17 protein-coding genes are annotated in these 15,415 nt (G+C 49.2%); 6 read left to right on the top strand and 11 right to left on the bottom strand.

All coding sequences use genetic code 11. The features are described 5' to 3' along the window. The 9 genes from WG8_RS27930 to WG8_RS04210 all read right to left on the bottom strand — a co-directional run. Positions 1-571 (bottom strand): iron chelate uptake ABC transporter family permease subunit (locus WG8_RS27930; RefSeq protein ID WP_007428869.1); only part of this gene is annotated, 571 nt, incomplete at its 3' end. Beyond that, entirely contained in the window at positions 571-1,656 is a 1,086-nt protein-coding gene (locus tag WG8_RS04245; protein WP_007428868.1) for a FecCD family ABC transporter permease, read from the bottom strand. The genes WG8_RS27930 and WG8_RS04245, both read right to left, overlap by 1 nt. A 193-nt stretch (positions 1,657-1,849) precedes the next feature. Continuing rightward, positions 1,850-2,824: a glycoside hydrolase family 43 protein gene (locus WG8_RS04240; protein WP_007428867.1), complete on the bottom strand. Its 975-nt coding sequence runs from the start codon at positions 2,822-2,824 to the stop codon at positions 1,850-1,852. Between the two features lie 220 nt (positions 2,825-3,044). Continuing rightward, complete coding sequence (gene ilvA / locus WG8_RS04235; RefSeq protein WP_007428866.1) at positions 3,045-4,331, bottom strand: threonine ammonia-lyase IlvA; 1,287 nt, start codon at positions 4,329-4,331, stop codon at positions 3,045-3,047. Between the two features lie 175 nt (positions 4,332-4,506). Next, positions 4,507-5,346 (bottom strand): carbohydrate ABC transporter permease, encoded by an 840-nt coding sequence (locus tag WG8_RS04230; protein WP_007428865.1) that lies wholly within the window; start codon positions 5,344-5,346, stop codon positions 4,507-4,509. A 3-nt stretch (positions 5,347-5,349) separates the two neighbouring features. Further along, a complete protein-coding gene (locus tag WG8_RS04225; protein WP_007428864.1) occupies positions 5,350-6,312 on the bottom strand; it encodes a carbohydrate ABC transporter permease in 963 nt (320 codons plus the stop codon). Positions 6,313-6,339: 27 nt separating this feature from the next. Continuing rightward, entirely contained in the window at positions 6,340-7,632 is a 1,293-nt protein-coding gene (locus tag WG8_RS04220; protein WP_007428863.1) for an ABC transporter substrate-binding protein, read from the bottom strand. Between the two features lie 237 nt (positions 7,633-7,869). Then, entirely contained in the window at positions 7,870-8,094 is a 225-nt protein-coding gene (gene tlp / locus WG8_RS04215; RefSeq protein ID WP_007428862.1) for a small acid-soluble spore protein Tlp, read from the bottom strand. A 73-nt stretch (positions 8,095-8,167) separates the two neighbouring features. Next, positions 8,168-8,779: an alpha/beta hydrolase gene (locus tag WG8_RS04210; RefSeq protein ID WP_007428861.1), complete on the bottom strand. Its 612-nt coding sequence runs from the start codon at positions 8,777-8,779 to the stop codon at positions 8,168-8,170. Between the two features lie 235 nt (positions 8,780-9,014). Between WG8_RS04210 and WG8_RS04205 the strand changes: the two genes are divergently transcribed. Next, positions 9,015-9,326 (top strand): autorepressor SdpR family transcription factor, encoded by a 312-nt coding sequence (locus WG8_RS04205; RefSeq protein ID WP_007428860.1) that lies wholly within the window; start codon positions 9,015-9,017, stop codon positions 9,324-9,326. Continuing rightward, complete coding sequence (locus tag WG8_RS04200; protein ID WP_007428859.1) at positions 9,323-9,979, top strand: SdpI family protein; 657 nt, start codon at positions 9,323-9,325, stop codon at positions 9,977-9,979. The genes WG8_RS04205 and WG8_RS04200 overlap by 4 nt, the downstream gene beginning before the upstream one ends. A gap of 115 nt (positions 9,980-10,094) precedes the next feature. Here WG8_RS04200 and WG8_RS04195 read toward each other — a convergent pair whose 3' ends face one another. Beyond that, a complete protein-coding gene (locus WG8_RS04195) occupies positions 10,095-10,919 on the bottom strand; it encodes an aldo/keto reductase (protein WP_007428857.1) in 825 nt (274 codons plus the stop codon). Between the two features lie 44 nt (positions 10,920-10,963). Continuing rightward, positions 10,964-11,257 (bottom strand): putative quinol monooxygenase, encoded by a 294-nt coding sequence (locus WG8_RS04190; protein ID WP_007428856.1) that lies wholly within the window; start codon positions 11,255-11,257, stop codon positions 10,964-10,966. Positions 11,258-11,421: 164 nt separating this feature from the next. Between WG8_RS04190 and WG8_RS04185 the strand changes: the two genes are divergently transcribed. The 4 genes from WG8_RS04185 to WG8_RS04170 all read left to right on the top strand — a co-directional run. After that, positions 11,422-13,095 carry an ATP-binding protein gene (locus WG8_RS04185; RefSeq protein ID WP_007428855.1) on the top strand — a complete coding sequence of 558 codons (1,674 nt, stop codon included), beginning with the start codon at positions 11,422-11,424 and terminating at the stop codon, positions 13,093-13,095. Next, complete coding sequence (locus WG8_RS04180) at positions 13,088-13,816, top strand: response regulator (protein WP_007428854.1); 729 nt, start codon at positions 13,088-13,090, stop codon at positions 13,814-13,816. The genes WG8_RS04185 and WG8_RS04180 overlap by 8 nt, the downstream gene beginning before the upstream one ends. Positions 13,817-13,976: 160 nt before the next feature. After that, complete coding sequence (locus WG8_RS04175; RefSeq protein WP_007428853.1) at positions 13,977-14,942, top strand: ABC transporter substrate-binding protein; 966 nt, start codon at positions 13,977-13,979, stop codon at positions 14,940-14,942. A gap of 11 nt (positions 14,943-14,953) precedes the next feature. Next, positions 14,954-15,415: iron chelate uptake ABC transporter family permease subunit (locus WG8_RS04170; protein ID WP_007428852.1), on the top strand; the 462-nt coding region annotated here is incomplete at its 3' end.

The following is a 15,415-nucleotide window of genomic DNA, read 5'->3' as shown; positions in this document are numbered from 1 at the left end:
CAGTAAATGCATACGTATCCTCATCCAGACGCAACGACCAATACAGCGTTATTGCGCTGAGGCCCGAGGCTACACCGATGCCGGACAAAATCAGACGCACAGGCACGATTCCTCGGCTGCGGTTATAGGACAACAGTACAATCAGCACTGCCGCAACGATCCCTCCTGCAAAGGTAAACAAGGGGATAAGCAATGCTGACGAGCCCTCCAGGTCGCGAAAGAAGCTGACGAACATTACCAGCCCGAGCGCAGCACCTGCGTGAAGACCCAGCACTCCGGGATCAGCGAGCGCGTTGCGTGACAAGCCTTGCATGACAGCTCCGGCCGCACCCAATCCCGCGCCAGCCAGCACGGTTACGACGATACGCGGCAGACGATATTCAAACAGGACCATCTGATCACGTCCACTGCCACCGCCAAACAGCGTATCCAGCACACGCAGTGGTGGAATGCGAATCGTTCCGGTGTTCAGACCCAACACTATAACAACAAAGCTGATCCCCGCCAATACCAAACAGACGAGCCAAGCCTTTGTTTTTCTTGCATCTCCCGTTCCTATAGAGCGACTCACTACAAATCCCTCCTTTCCTTACGGGCGAGAAAGAGGAAAAAGGGTACTCCGATAAAAGACACCATAATTCCAATGGCCAGCTCCTCCGGCGGATTTGCCATTCTCGCCCCCAAATCAGCCAGCACCAGCAGTACAGCTCCCAATAGTGCAGACAACGGAACAATCTGGCGATAATCCACACCGATCAGCTTGCGGGCGATATGCGGAATGACCAGCCCTACGAAGCTGATGGCCCCGGCGGCCGACACAGATAGCCCAGCCAGCACCACCACCGTAAGCAGACCAAGCAGTCGGATACGCTTGAGATTTAATCCTAGGTTCAACGCTACCTCATCGCCCATTGAAATCAGCGAAATAGAGCGCGCCAGCCCCATCGACCAAGCAATTACAATCAGCAAAATCGGCGCAAGGATATCAAGCTGCGACCATTTGATTCCGGCAACACCGCCCGCATACCAAAAGGCCAAGTCCTGACTCAGATCAAAATAAATCGCGATCCCCGAAGTCATAGAACCTAGCAGGGCAGCCGTCACAGCCCCGGACACCGTCAGTCTCATTGGCGTCAATCCCCCCGGCGCGGAGACTCCGAGGCCGAATACAAGCAAGGTACTCATCAGCGCACCAAGGAACGACAATACGATTAACGTGCCATAAGGCAGATTGGGGAAAAAGGCAAAGCTCACAGCGACTACAAACATCGCTCCTGCGTTGATGCCTAGCACACCTGTATCTCCCAGCGGATTGCGTGTAATGCCCTGAATCAGAGAGCCTGCCACCGCTAGCGCGGCTCCAATGACGGCTGCACCGAGCACACGCGGCAATCTCAGCTCATGAATGATCTGATGTGTCATTAGCGAACGATCATAATGGAATACTGCCGCCCACACAGTACTTAGAGTCAAATCCTTGGCTCCAAAAGAAATAGCGGCAAACATGGACAAGGCCAGCAATACAGCAGAAGCTATGAACAACAATATCTGCCGAATCCTGCCTGCCCTGAGCATCGGACGAGCTAATGAGGATGCATCGGAAGCTGTGCCCTCTGGCGAAACTGCATGTTCGTCCGTTCTGCCTTTTAACCGCATTCGTGAGGTCACTCCCTCCATACCCGAAAATCACCATAAATCTAAATTCGATAATGATAATTATTATCAGCTTGATTCATAATAGCATGTTTTTGTTACATTGCAAGCCAAAAACTGCTCCCTATACGAAGGAGCAGTTTTTGGCATACATCTATAAGAGCTGGCTATGTGGATGACTTCAAGCTGCCCTCTTTTAGTACGTAGGCCAGCCTGCCGAATCCCATTTCAAATCACTGATGAGAAGCTTTGGATTTCCGTTGTCGGTAGCATCATATGCATGACGCGCTATGACACTATTATTATAGATGGATTGGCCGCCCGGTCCCCTCCAGCGGTCATTTCCGGCATCCAACACGGTTCCGCCGCCATCCATCAGGTTTTTACCGCTCTTGTCCACATATGGACCAGTGATATTCTTCGAGCGGCCATAAATGATTTTGTAATTGCTGTCTACGCCTTTGCAGCAGTTATCAATGGAAGCAAACAGATAGTAATAGCCATTGCGGTATGTGACATGCGGCGCTTCCAAACCACCGGCAGTCCGCTTGGCAATAGAATAAATCTGGCCCGTAGGTTTCATTGTATTTTTGTCCAGACGAGTAATTTTCAAGCCTGAATTCCATGAGCCGAACGAAAGCCACGGGTTACCGGAAGCGTCAATCACGAGATTCGGGTCAATGGCGTTATAATCGTTAGAATCCGTCGTACGCAGCACCAGTCCGTCATCTCGCCAACTTCCCGCACCAATGCTTGTTGCAGAGGTTAGTCCAATAGCCGAGGTGCGGGAGCCGAAGGTAGAAATGGAATAGTACACCCATACTCGGCCGTTGTACTTTTGAGCATCCGGTGCCCAGACATCATTCGGGGTTTGTTTAGGCACATACGTCTTCCACCATGATAGCGGTGAGAGGAATATTTGCGGCAGTCTGTAAAAATTGCGTCCATCATCCGATCTTTGAACCTGTATCCCCTGCCCTGTGGAGAAAATATACCATGCATTGCCTTCCTTGGTGATGGACGGATCATGTACCGCCACATCGCCGGTTAACGGCCAATGCTCCGCTGACGCGGACGGCATCACGGACAGTAATAATGCAGCCGAGGTTACGGCGGCAAACGCCGTTCGGGCCAATTTACCCTGTACTGATTTTTTCAAGGATTTCAACACTCTTACGCACCTCCGAATTTGTTTTATATACTGAGAATCAGGCGAAACATATATTACATTAGTGTTTATACTTATGAAGTTACACATATATTAACCTATCAACTTCAATTTTGTAAACGCTTTATTTCAAATAAAAAGAAATTCATACCCTACGCATAACATTAAAAATACGAAAAAGGAGCCCGCAGGCTCCTAGGCTCCTTTTTGTATATCATCCTTGTTAAATCAGCATATTAAACAGATTCTCATTTTTGTTCAGTTCCGTATAATTGAGCCCCTTGCGGTTCATTCGTTCGATCAAAGGAAGATAGTCTTCCTGGTGAAGCAACTCAATGCCGACCAGCGCCGGGCCGTTTTCCTTGTCGTTCTTTTTCGTATACTCAAACCTTGTGATATCGTCGTCCGGTCCAAGCACATCCTGTAGGAACTCACGCAGCGCCCCGGCCCTTTGCGGGAAATTCACCATAAAATAATGCTTTAGCCCTTCGTAAATCAGGGACCGCTCCTTAATCTCCTGCATCCGATCAATATCGTTGTTGCCACCGCTGACGATACAGACCACCGTTTTGCCTTGAATCTGCTCACGATACAGATCAAGTGCCGCTACAGGCAGCGAGCCCGCAGGTTCCACTACAATCGCATTTTCATTATATAGCTCAAGAATGGCGGTGCATGCCTTGCCTTCCGGTACCTTTACAATATCGTCCAGGGTATTTTTACAAATGTCATAAGTCAGCTGGCCAACACGCTTCACCGCAGCTCCGTCAACAAACTTGTCTATTTGGTCCAGCGTAACCACCTTCTGCAGACGCATCGCTTCCGTCATCGACGCCGCCCCAAGCGGCTCCACGCCAATCACCTTGGTGGACGGATTGACTGTTTTTACATACGTACCTACGCCTGCCGCCAAACCACCACCGCCAATTGTCACGAATACATAATCCGCAGGGGTATCCAGGCTTTCCATTACTTCCATCGCAATCGTACCGTTGCCTGCGATAATTTTTGGCTGGTCAAACGGATGGATAAAGGTCATCTCCTGCTCACTGCACACCTTCATGGCCTCGTCATAGGCGTCGTCAAACGTATCTCCGGTCAGAATGACCTCCACACTATTACCGCCAAAGCGACGAACCTGCTTCACCTTCTGATTAGGCGTTGTGCTCGGCATGAATATTTTACCGTGGATGCCCAGCGCATTACATGAAAAAGCCACACCTTGCGCATGATTGCCTGCACTCGCACACACAATGCCCTTTTCCATTTGCTCGGGAGTCAGACTGCGAATCATGTTGTAGGCTCCGCGGATTTTAAAGGACCGTACAACCTGGAGATCCTCTCTTTTCAGATATACATTGCAGTTATATTTGGCCGACAGGACAGCATCCCTCTGTAAAGGTGTACGTACAATCACCTCACGCAGCATATGATGCGCCCGTACAATATCCTCCATACCAACGGTTGACGCCGTGGCCGGGCCGGTTTTCTGGGTTTCTGTTGGTTCCATAGGTTCTCCACGCTCCGCCTGAATATTTCTGTATTGGGAATCTTTCAGTTATCATACCACGTTTACCTACAGCTTGTGCAGGTCATAGACATGAAAATGAGAATGAAAATCAATTATAATTCAAAAAAAAGACCGGGCGATGCCCGATCTGGTATTTTACCGCTTCGATTATCGACTATCCTTTAACCCCGCCTGCCGTCATACCTTCAATGAAATAACGCTGGAAGAACAGGAACACGACCAGAATCGGTAAAATAGCCAACACCGACCCGGCAATCAGCACATCATAATTGTTGCCATATGGCGTCAGCAGACTGGACAGACCAATCGGCAGTGTCAGCATGTCGTTGGTACGCAATACGATCATCGGCCACAGGAAGTTATTCCAGCTGTTCATCGCCTGTAAAATAGCCATTGCCGCAAATGCAGGCGCCATCAGAGGCATCATAATCCGCACGAAAATACCATACTCCGAACACCCGTCAACCCGTGCAGCATCCATAAAGTCCTTGGGCACTCCACTCAAATATTGACGGAAGAAAAAGATTGGGATCGGCGCAACGACGAAGGGCAGTATCACACCCCACACCGTGTTGATCAGCTTCATGCCAATCATCAGCTTGTAAAGCGGCAGCATGATAATTTCAACTGGAATCATCATCACGACCAGCACCAGCGTAAAAATCACATTTTTCAATCTAAAACGGTACATCTCCAAACCATAGCCCACCATCGCGGACAATATCAGACATAGCACCGTAAACAAGACGGTAATCACAATGCTGTTCCAATACCATTGAAAATAATCCGTCGTCCCCTGAAAAATGAACGCATAGTTTTTCAAGGACATTATGCTCCACTCCAGCTTGAGATTCAAGCCATAGCGCAGCAGCTCCGTCGATGGCTTGAACGAGGCAAGCGTCACGGCAAATAACGGAAACAGGGCAAACCCGGCAAACAGAATGAACAGGACAACGAGAAATGCGGATAACGGGCCTTTTTGTTTCTGAGCCATCGCTTAATCCTCCTTCCGGAACATGCCGAAAAATTTGAGCTGGATCAGGTTCAGCACTAATGTAAATACGAGCAATACAATACCCACCGCAGCTCCAAAGCCCATACTGTTCTGTTCCAGACCTTGGCGATAGAGATAGCCAACAATCGTTAAGCCGATATCATTCGGGGAGTTATTTCCGTTCCACAGCATGTAGCTCTCAGTGAACATCGACAAGCCCGCGTAAATACTAATCGTAAATACGTAGATCGTCACTGGCTTGAGCATAGGAATCGTAATCCGCCAAAAGGAAGCAAACCGACTGGCTCCATCAATCTGTGCAGCCTCATATAGCTCGGGGGGGATGTTTTGCAATCCCGACATGTAATACAGCATGTTAACACCCAGCCATCTCCACAAAGCCAACACAATCAACGCTAAAAAACCGGTGTTGGCATTCATCAGCCATTTATGCGGCTCCACACCGAATACGCCCAATAAGGAATTCATCAAGGAACCATCCAGTTCCCCGAACATGAGCCGGAAAATGGTGCCTGCCACCACCACCGAGGTCAGTGCAGGTATGAACATAACCGAGCGGAACAGCCCTCTCCCCGGCATCTTGGGCGAATTCAGCAATACCGCCAATACCAGCGGCAAAGGAATCAGCACGACCAGCGTAAGCAGCGTGTACAGGACGCTGTTCAGTATCGCTTTTCCAAACGTAGGATTCATTAAGTCCTTGTAATTCTCCAGTCCAACATACGTTGTGATGCCCGGCAGCACTTCCTGAAAGCTCATAATGACCGTCGAGATCACCGGATAAGCAAAAAATAGCGCAAAGGACAATAAAAATGGAAGGACAAACACATACGGTGCCGTACGGCTGGAATGAATAAAGCGGCTCCATTGACTTCTGGTCGGACGCTGAGTTTGTGGCGGCTGACCTGTCGGTACATTATCGTTCGTATGAACGGGCGTTGCCATAGATCTCACTCCCTTTCCTGTTGGGGTCTATCTCAGTTCATTGGCCAGCTCATGCAGCACTGTGGCTGGGTCTTCGCCATTCAGCAGTGTCCGATAAAGTATTTTATTGCGCACCGCACTGGCGATATCAGGCGTTTTCGGTCCGATATGCACTGCATTGATTTCGTCTTTTACCTCAATAAGGGTATCAAAAATATTCGGTCCGAAATAGTCCGTAAATTTGTTCTTGGCTTTGACCTCCGGCATGGTCCATACCTCACTGCGGATGGGATCAAAACCAAGCTGCTTCCAAATCTCCATATTCCCTTGCTTGGACAGCTTGGCAAAGGCCAGAAAGCGCATGGCCAAATCCGGGTGCTTCGATTGGTTCGTGACCACCGTGCCGGTTCCGCCCATACCCGCTGAGCGAAAGCCGCCTTTTTCCCAGGCCGGCAACGGTCTGATGATGATTTTCCCTTTCAGGTCAGGCATATAATCCGTAAAGCGTCCCATATACCACATCGGCATCCACACCGAAGCGGCCCCGCCTTTGTTCATAAACCCGTAGTATTCTTCCATATGGTGTCCGCCGCCAGGTGCAGGAATAGCAATTTTGTCCTTCACCATCTGCTGAAGAAACTCAAGTGTTTTAATATTCGTTTCGTTATCCAGCGTCAGCTCGCCCTTGTCATCCAGAAAATCCGAGTCCTGCTGGGAAATCATCGGCCAGTAGTTCCACAGATCATTTGTCTCCACGGTCGCCATTGGCTTGCCTGTTTTCGCCAGGACTTGCTTGCCTGCCGCAGCATAATCTGCCCACGTAACGATGGAATCCGGGTTTACCCCCGCCTGGTCCAAAATTTCTTTATTGTAATACATCACTTCGGCCCCGACATGAAAATCAATGCCGTAATATTTGCCGTCTTTTCCGTAAATCTGTACTCTGGAAGGCACAATGTTGTTGATCTCCGGGTCAATCACCGGATTGAGCGGGACAAGCTGCGGTATCCCTTTGAGGAAGTTGCCGATCTTGTTCACCTCGATATCCGCGATATCCGGTGCCCCCACCCCCGATTGCAACGCAATCGATAGCTTGCTATGGTGGTTGTCATAAGGAAATGTATTCGCTTTCAAATTAATTTGTTCATCAGGGTGCAGTTGGTTCCATTGATCAGCCATTTGCAGAAAAAACTTCTCATGCAGTTCGTTAAACGTCCACAACACCAGTTCTGTTCCCGGACCATCCTGTTCGTCGGCCTTGAAGGAACAACCTTGCAGCAGTCCAGCCATTAAAACCACCGCCATGAGCATCAACGCCATGCTTTTTCTTCGCAGCAGCATATCCTTCCCCCTTCGCATGATGAAAAAATGATTTGCTAATGTTTGCGCTTTCTTTTATTATTTAACATCAACCCTAATTCGTTTACAACAACATTATTTATAAAAGTTCATTTTTAGCGCAACTAGCGTCTCCATTGCATTATAGGGGAAAAATGAATTGGATGGGATTATGATGTTTTTTGCATAAAAAAGCGACCCAACACCATTGAAATTCGGCGTTGGGTCGCGCTTTTTTAACTACTCTTGAGCATGTGCTGCTTCGTCCTTCACTTCTGCTCGAAACGCTCTAATACTTTCTTTACGACGATTATTTTTTTCTTCGATTTGCTTGCGCTCCTCGTTGCTGATTTCAGAGGAAAATTCGTTCAGATACCCTTCAGCTTCATGAAGATTCTGTTGTGTATTCTGAATACTTTGCTGCAAATGCTCTACATTATCGGCCCGATTATCCGGTTTTGCCATTTCGTTGTCGCCTCCTGATTATGGAATCGCTCATTGGAGCGCTAATCGGTAGCTTGAACGATATCAGACCATTTTATGCATTAAAATGCTTTTCAAACCATTTCCCTGCGGCTTCGGCTTCTGTACGGGTTAATTGATGACCATTGCGTTCCCAATGTACTTCCACCTGAGCCCCGGCTCCTTCCAGTAAAGCCTGCAGCTCACGGGATTCCGCAACCGGAACGATCGGATCATTTTCACCGGAAGACAGAAATACAGGGACATCTTTTAAGTCCGGCAATTGCAGCCCGCGCAACGGCACCATCGCATGATGGAGAATGGCTCCGCGCAGCGCTTTGGCATCGTGAAAGAGCATGCTGGCCGCTATGTTCGCTCCATTGGAATACCCAAGAGCTACGACGTTGTTGCGGTCAAAATCGTATTGCTCCGCAGCCGTATCCACAAATTCGCTCAGTTCTTTGGTGCGAAATACAAGATCCTCCAGATCGAACACTCCCTCTGCCAAACGGCGGAAGAAACGAGGCATCCCATTTTCCAGTACATTTCCCCTCACGCCTAACACAGATGCTCCTGGTGCAACCAAATCAGCCAATGGCAGCAAATCTTGTTCATTCCCGCCGGTACCGTGCAGCAGCAATATCACCGGGGCTTGTGGATTACTTCCTTTACGGAAAACGTGTTTCATATCTATTTCCTCCTTAAATAAGTATTCAGTATATTAATTTAATATTAAGAATCTTATTTTTTGTATAAATAGATTATAACGCGCTTTACCTCTAATTACAAACGGAAATGTCGGTCCCAGGCTGAACATTTTTTTTAATACATGTGTTTGTCTGTTGACACGTGCCCTGCATTTATTTTAATATCGAATTAGATATTTAGAGAATTATCTAAATATCTAAAGGAGTGAGCAAACTTTGAATGATGCCTTTAAAGCCTTGGCCGATCCGACCCGGCGCAAAATATTGCAGCTTTTGAAAGAGAAAAGCATGAGCGCAGGCGATGTCGCCGAGCATTTTCAAATCAGCAAGCCCAGCATATCCCACCATCTGAATCTGCTAAAGCAGGCAGGACTTGTGCTGGATGAGCGGCAGGGACAAAGCATTATTTACACCTTGCATACAACGGTTGTAGCCGATGTCATCGGCTGGATGTTCAGCATCGCCCAATCGGATGCCCCTGTAAAGAAACATTCAAATGATATTAAGGATACGGAGGGGTCTGAATGAAATTTCGAATACACTGGAGCCTTAGAGATGTTTTGACAACTTTGATTGCCTTATCACCAGCTATAGGCGCTTTACTGCTGTATGATCGGCTTCCTGGTGTTATGGCCTCTCATTTTAGCTTTAACAATACAGCGGACGGTTATATGAGTAAAAACGGTTCTATTCTCATGCTGGTGGTGTTGGGGCTGGTGCCATTGCTTCTCCGGCTAGCCCGCTACATGGACCCCAACAGGGCCAATTTCGAGAAATTTTCTAAAGCCTATGAAGTCACACGGATAGGCACTTCCCTCATTCTCGCTGTAGCTGGTTGGGGAATGCTGCTGTATAACCTGAATTATCGGTTGCAGATGGTTACCATAATTTATGGGGTGCTGGGCCTGATGCTGCTGGTACTTGGCAATTATATGACACAGGTACAGCCTAACTTTACCTTCGGCATCCGCACACCGTGGACGCTGTCGAACCCGGAGGTATGGCGTAAAACGCACCGTTTCGGCGGACCTATGATGATGCTTGGTGGTGCTTCGGGCCTGATGGCGGCATGGGTCGGTGGAGTGGTGGGAACGGTCATTTTTCTCACTGGACTGGGTATATCCGTCGTCGTCCCCATCCTCTACTCCTTCCTCCTGCATCGCAAATTAAATCATCAGTAGGCATCTCGATCCAGACGGACAGGGATAAAAGCTATGAGACCATCCCGATGCATAAAAAGAGAACCTCCCGGCTACGGTTAACGCAGATTGGGAGGTTCCTTTGTATATTTAAATATTAGAACAACAGCTTATCTGGATGAGTGCCTACACGCTCATCCAGATGAAGTGCATTGATTCGGTTAATATCCTCTGCCGTCAGTTCAAAATCAAACAAATCAGCATTTTCGCGAATACGATGGGCGGTTACAGATTTGGGAATCGTCACGATGCCCCGATCCAGATGCCAGCGCAAAATGACCTGCGACGAGGTTTTGCCGTATTTAGCAGCAATCTCAACGATATCCGCCTGTTCTGTCAGTTTACCCTTCATCAGTGGACTCCACGATTCAAGCTGAATCTGGTGCTCCCGGCAGTACTGATGCAGCTCCTGCTGTGTCAGACGCGGGTGAAGCTCCACTTGGTTGATGACAGGTACAATGTTGCTGTCTTTCAGGAGGTTTTCGAGATGGTGAACTTGGAAGTTGCTTACTCCGATGGCGCGTACGCTTCCCTCTTCATACAGGCGTTCGAACGCCTTCCAGGTTTCCTTGTACTTGTCCTTGCCAGGCCAATGAATAAGATACAGATCAATAATGTCCAGACCCAGCCGCTTGCGGCTTTCCTCGAAGGCACGCAGTGTTGAATCGTAGCCCTGATCCTGATTCCATAGCTTGGTGGTAACGAACAGATTTTCTCTGGCCGCTCCACTGTCTCGAATGGCTTGTCCGACCAGGTCCTCATTGCCGTAAATCGCCGCCGTATCAATGCTGCGGTAGCCAGCCTCTATGGCTATTTTGACCGCTTCGTAAACCTCATTGCCTTCGGCCTTATATGTACCAAAACCCAGCCAAGGAATCTGAACTCCGTTATTCAGTACAGTTGTATCCGCAATGTTCCCCATGTCTATCTCCTCCTATTCCTGATTATGATTTATCCGCGGGATGATTACAGTTTGGTCGCATCCTGAAAAGCATTCACTTGAAGCGGAGCGGCCAACAATTCCTTAGCCACGGCAACAAATGCCTGGAAATGGGCAGACTTGTTATGGAAATCTACAGCGGCTGCATCCTTCCATTCTTCGACCATCGTAAATGCGTTGGGATCATTCAGATCCTGCATCAGCGTGTAGCGTACATTGCCTTCTTCGGCCTGTGATGCGCTGATCAATCCCTGGGTTTGTTGCAGAAAGACCTCTCTTTTTTCTGGTAAAACTTTCATATCAGCATGAATAATAACCATGATATCGTCCTCCTCATATTATGTAACTATTTTCTATTATAGACCATTCATCCGACAGATTAAAAGTGCGGCTGTTCCTGTAATACAGTAAAATGGATCGTATTGGAGGAGATGAACAGCTTGATCGGCTCCTCCTATATCTTGCTTGACGGCGGTGAAGGCATGTGCGTTTTCAGACAAAACTAATGGTATTCATCTCCCTTTTAGTGCTGGTGGTTACCGGGCTATTGGGATTATCCTTTCGATATATGATCACCTCCGCTCTATACGAAGAGATCGGAAAAAGGGCTCTGACCGTTGCCAATACGCTTGCGGTAGATGCGCAGGTCAGGGACGCTCTGGAGCAGACGGACACGACGCAGCTGCGCTTGCGAATCAAGGAGGCCGTGAAGCCAGTCCAAGCCAGCAGCGGCGCTGATTTTATTACCATTGCTGATCGTCATCTCATCCGGCAGTGGCATGTCAATCCGGAGCGCATCGGCACGCCTATGTTAGATCCCATGAATGATAAGGTGCTGCAAGGACAATCCTTTATCACGGAATCAACGGGTTCTCTCGGGCGATCACTCCGGGCCAAAACTGCAGTTTATGATGGGGAAGGCAAGGCCATCGGGCTCATCTCTGTAGGTTTCCTAATGACGGATGTGGAGCAAAATATCCGTACATACACCTATGCATGGCTGTGGTTCATGGTGGGTGCGCTTATGATCGGCATACTAGGCAGCCTGCTAATAGCGCGGAGGGTACGCCGGGAGCTGCACGGGCTGGAGCCAGTGGAGATCGGACGCTTGTACCAGGAAAAGCAAGCCATTCTCGAATCCATAGGCGAAGGGATTATCGCGGTTAATAGCAGTGGACAAGTCACACTTGCCAATCCGCAAGCCGTCCGCTTGCTTGGCCTTTCCCCGGAAACTACCATAGACGGTTGCGAGCTTCGTCACTTACCAGGTGCCGCAGGTAAACTGGCAGAAGTGCTTGTTGCAGATTTCATCGTGAATAGTGAAGATATGAAGCCGGGCCAGGAACAACTCGTATTCAATGAGGAAATTGAGGTGCAGCAACGAGTCGTAGTCGTCAGCCGTGTACCGATCAAGGATCGCTCGGGGCAAAGGATGGGCACGGTTGCCAGTCTGCGTGACAAAACAGAGCTGCTCCGCATGACGCGGCAGTTGACCGAGGTCAAAGATTATGCGGAAATGCTGCGATCACAAACACATGAATACACCAACCGGCTGTATCTCATCTCCGGCTTGATTCAGTTGGAGTGTTATAACGAAGCGGTGGACTTCATTACTCAGGAATCGGAACAATATCGCATGCACAGGACCAATGCCTCGACTTCTTTACCTGATTCGATCATCGCCAGCTTGCTGATCGGCAAGAAAAAACAGGCGCTGGACAAGGGGATTGTATTACACTCTACTGTTAGCGGGGTATTCTCTACCTTATCTCCTGCGCTGGAGTGGCCTCTTCTTGCTGCCATGGCCGGAAACCTGCTGGATAACGCCATGGAAGCTGTCGCGATGCTCTCAATTCCTGAGGGACAGGTCTGGTTCCGGCTTGAAGAAACGGCTGAAGCCATAACCGTCGAGGTTGCGGACAACGGATCGGGAATTTCGGAGGATATCCGGGGAAAGCTGTTCGTCAAAGGGGCATCGACCAAAACAGAAGCAGGACACGGGTATGGTCTTGCTCTCGTGCACGAGTATGCAGAGCGGATGGGCGGCTCTATCCAAGTACATGAACGGACAGGTGGAGGTACCCTTTTTAAAATACGCATACCTTTAAATACGTCAGTAATGAGTGATGAGGCAAAAGGAGGCTACACCCATGAATGAGCGGGTTTTATCGGATATTGAGGTGCTTGTTATTGAAGATGATCCGCGAATTGCGGAGATTAACCGACGATTTATTGAAAAGGTGGACGGATTCACCGTATGTGCAATAGCAACGAACGAATTTGAGGCAAAGCTGCAATTGGACGTGCTGCGTCCGCCTTTGGTCGTGCTGGATGTTTATTTTCCTGATACCGACGGTCTAACGCTGCTATCTTTCATCAAGCAACACTATCCAAACACAGATGTCATTATGCTGACTGCCGCCAAAGAAGCTGAAACCGTGGTACAAGCCGTTCGCGCAGGCGTGTTTGATTTTATCGTGAAGCCGCTTGTATTCGAAAGATTGCGTGCCACGCTGGAGGAATATGCCCGTTTTCAGCGACAGGTCAAGGCATGGCAGGAGCAGCCATCGACGGTGGAGCAAGCCGAAATTGACAGTCTGCTTCAAAACGCGGGTACTGGTCGGATGACAGGCACCGGAGTGGGAGAGCTGTGGGCCAAGGGCATTGACAAAGTAACCTGCGACAAGGTGCTTGAGCTCCTGAATCGTCGGGGCGAACTGACTACGGGGACGGTGGGGAGCGAGCTGGGCATGAGTCGTTCCACAGCCAGAAGATACCTGGAGCACCTGGTAGAAAGTGGTGACGCTCACCACGATCAGGTATACGGTACAGTCGGTAGACCGGAGCGGATCTATCGGCGGCAGCGGGGAAATGAATAAACGTAATTTTAATGAACTTAATTCACTTTATCAGCCAAAATGGTTTAAATGAACACATTGTTTACGTCCCTCCTCCCGATTGCTAGAATGGTCAACAGTTGGTTAATTGATAATGATTATCACTAACTATGATAAGCACATTTGGAACGGGGGACAACATATGGCATCACCAAAGAAACCACTACGCACAGGTATGCTGCTTGCAGCCATCCTTGCACTGCTAACGGTCATTATAGCGGGATGTGGCAGTCAGTCAAAAGATAACAACGCAGCAACATCTCAAGCAACAGGCGATACCCGAATCATAAAGCATGAGATGGGAGAAACCAAAATTACAGGTAAACCGAAAAGAATCGTAACGCTGGAATTCTCTTTTGTTGATGCCGCAACCCAGTTGGGTGTAACACCTGTCGGGATAGCCCAGGAAAATGACGATGATATTGATGGATTACTCGACAAGAAAATCGACTTCACGCCTGTAGGCACGCGCAAGCAGCCGAATCTGGAAACGATCAGCTCCTTGAAGCCGGATTTGATCATTGCCGATCTGAACCGTCATAAAAGCATATACAAAGAACTAAGTGAGATTGCTCCCACCATTGTTCTGAAAAGCCGTAACTCCTCCTATGAACAAAATCTGGCATCCTTCGGTGTCATTGCCGATGCGCTGGGCGAGAAGGAAAAGGGCGAACAGATTTTAGCTGCACATAAAGCTAAAATGGAAGAGCTGAAAAAAGGAATTAAAGCCGGAGAGCCACGCAGCGTACTGCTAGGGGTATTCCGCTCTGATTCACTATCCGCTCACGGAGCTTCATCCTTTGATGGACAGCTGCTGGAGCAAGCGGGCATCCACAATGCTCTTCAAAACACAAGCGAGCCCACTGTCAAGCTGACACTGGAGCAAATTGCACAGGCTGATCCGGACGTGATCTTCTTGGTGGAAGCTGATGAGAAGTTGATTTCCGAATGGAAACAAAATCCACTGTGGCAAAACATTACGGCTGTCAAAAAAGGGGAAGTTTACGAAGTGAACCGGGCACTGTGGACCCGGTACCGCGGACTCGGCTCAGCCGAGAAAATACTGGAGCAAGCCATATCGCTTCTGTATCCCGCGCAAAGCAAATGAGACGCCTCCCGTTGATCGGACAGGTCTCACGCGACCGGCTGAATAAGCCGGTCTTCTTTGCACTTCTTTTGGCGCTGCTGGCTGGACTATTGCTGAGCGTGGCGATTGGCCCAGTCAGGATGGACATCCCCACCATGCTGACTGCGCTATTCACTGAGCATCCGTCCAAGGATCAGCTCATTATCCTGACGGTCCGCCTGCCGCGTGCCGTCATTGGCCTGATCGTCGGGGCCGGCCTTGCCGTGGCCGGAGCGCTGATGCAGGCCATCACACGCAACCCGCTGGCTTCGCCGCAGGTGTTCGGGGTCAGCTCGGGCGCTTCGCTGGCTGTCGTGCTGTCCGTCGTGCTGCTGCCGAATATCGGATCGTCCGGCAGCATTTATTTTGCTTTTGCCGGGGCTATCGCGGGCGGCTCCTTCGTATATGCACTGGCCGGAACGGCAGGCATGACGCCGGTCAAGCTGGCTCTGGCC

The organism is Paenibacillus sp. Aloe-11 (assembly GCF_000245715.1).
Taxonomy (GTDB): domain Bacteria; phylum Bacillota; class Bacilli; order Paenibacillales; family Paenibacillaceae; genus Paenibacillus; species Paenibacillus kribbensis.
The sequence above is the reverse complement of the archived record's forward strand: the minus strand, read 5'-3'. Positions and strand labels throughout refer to the sequence as shown.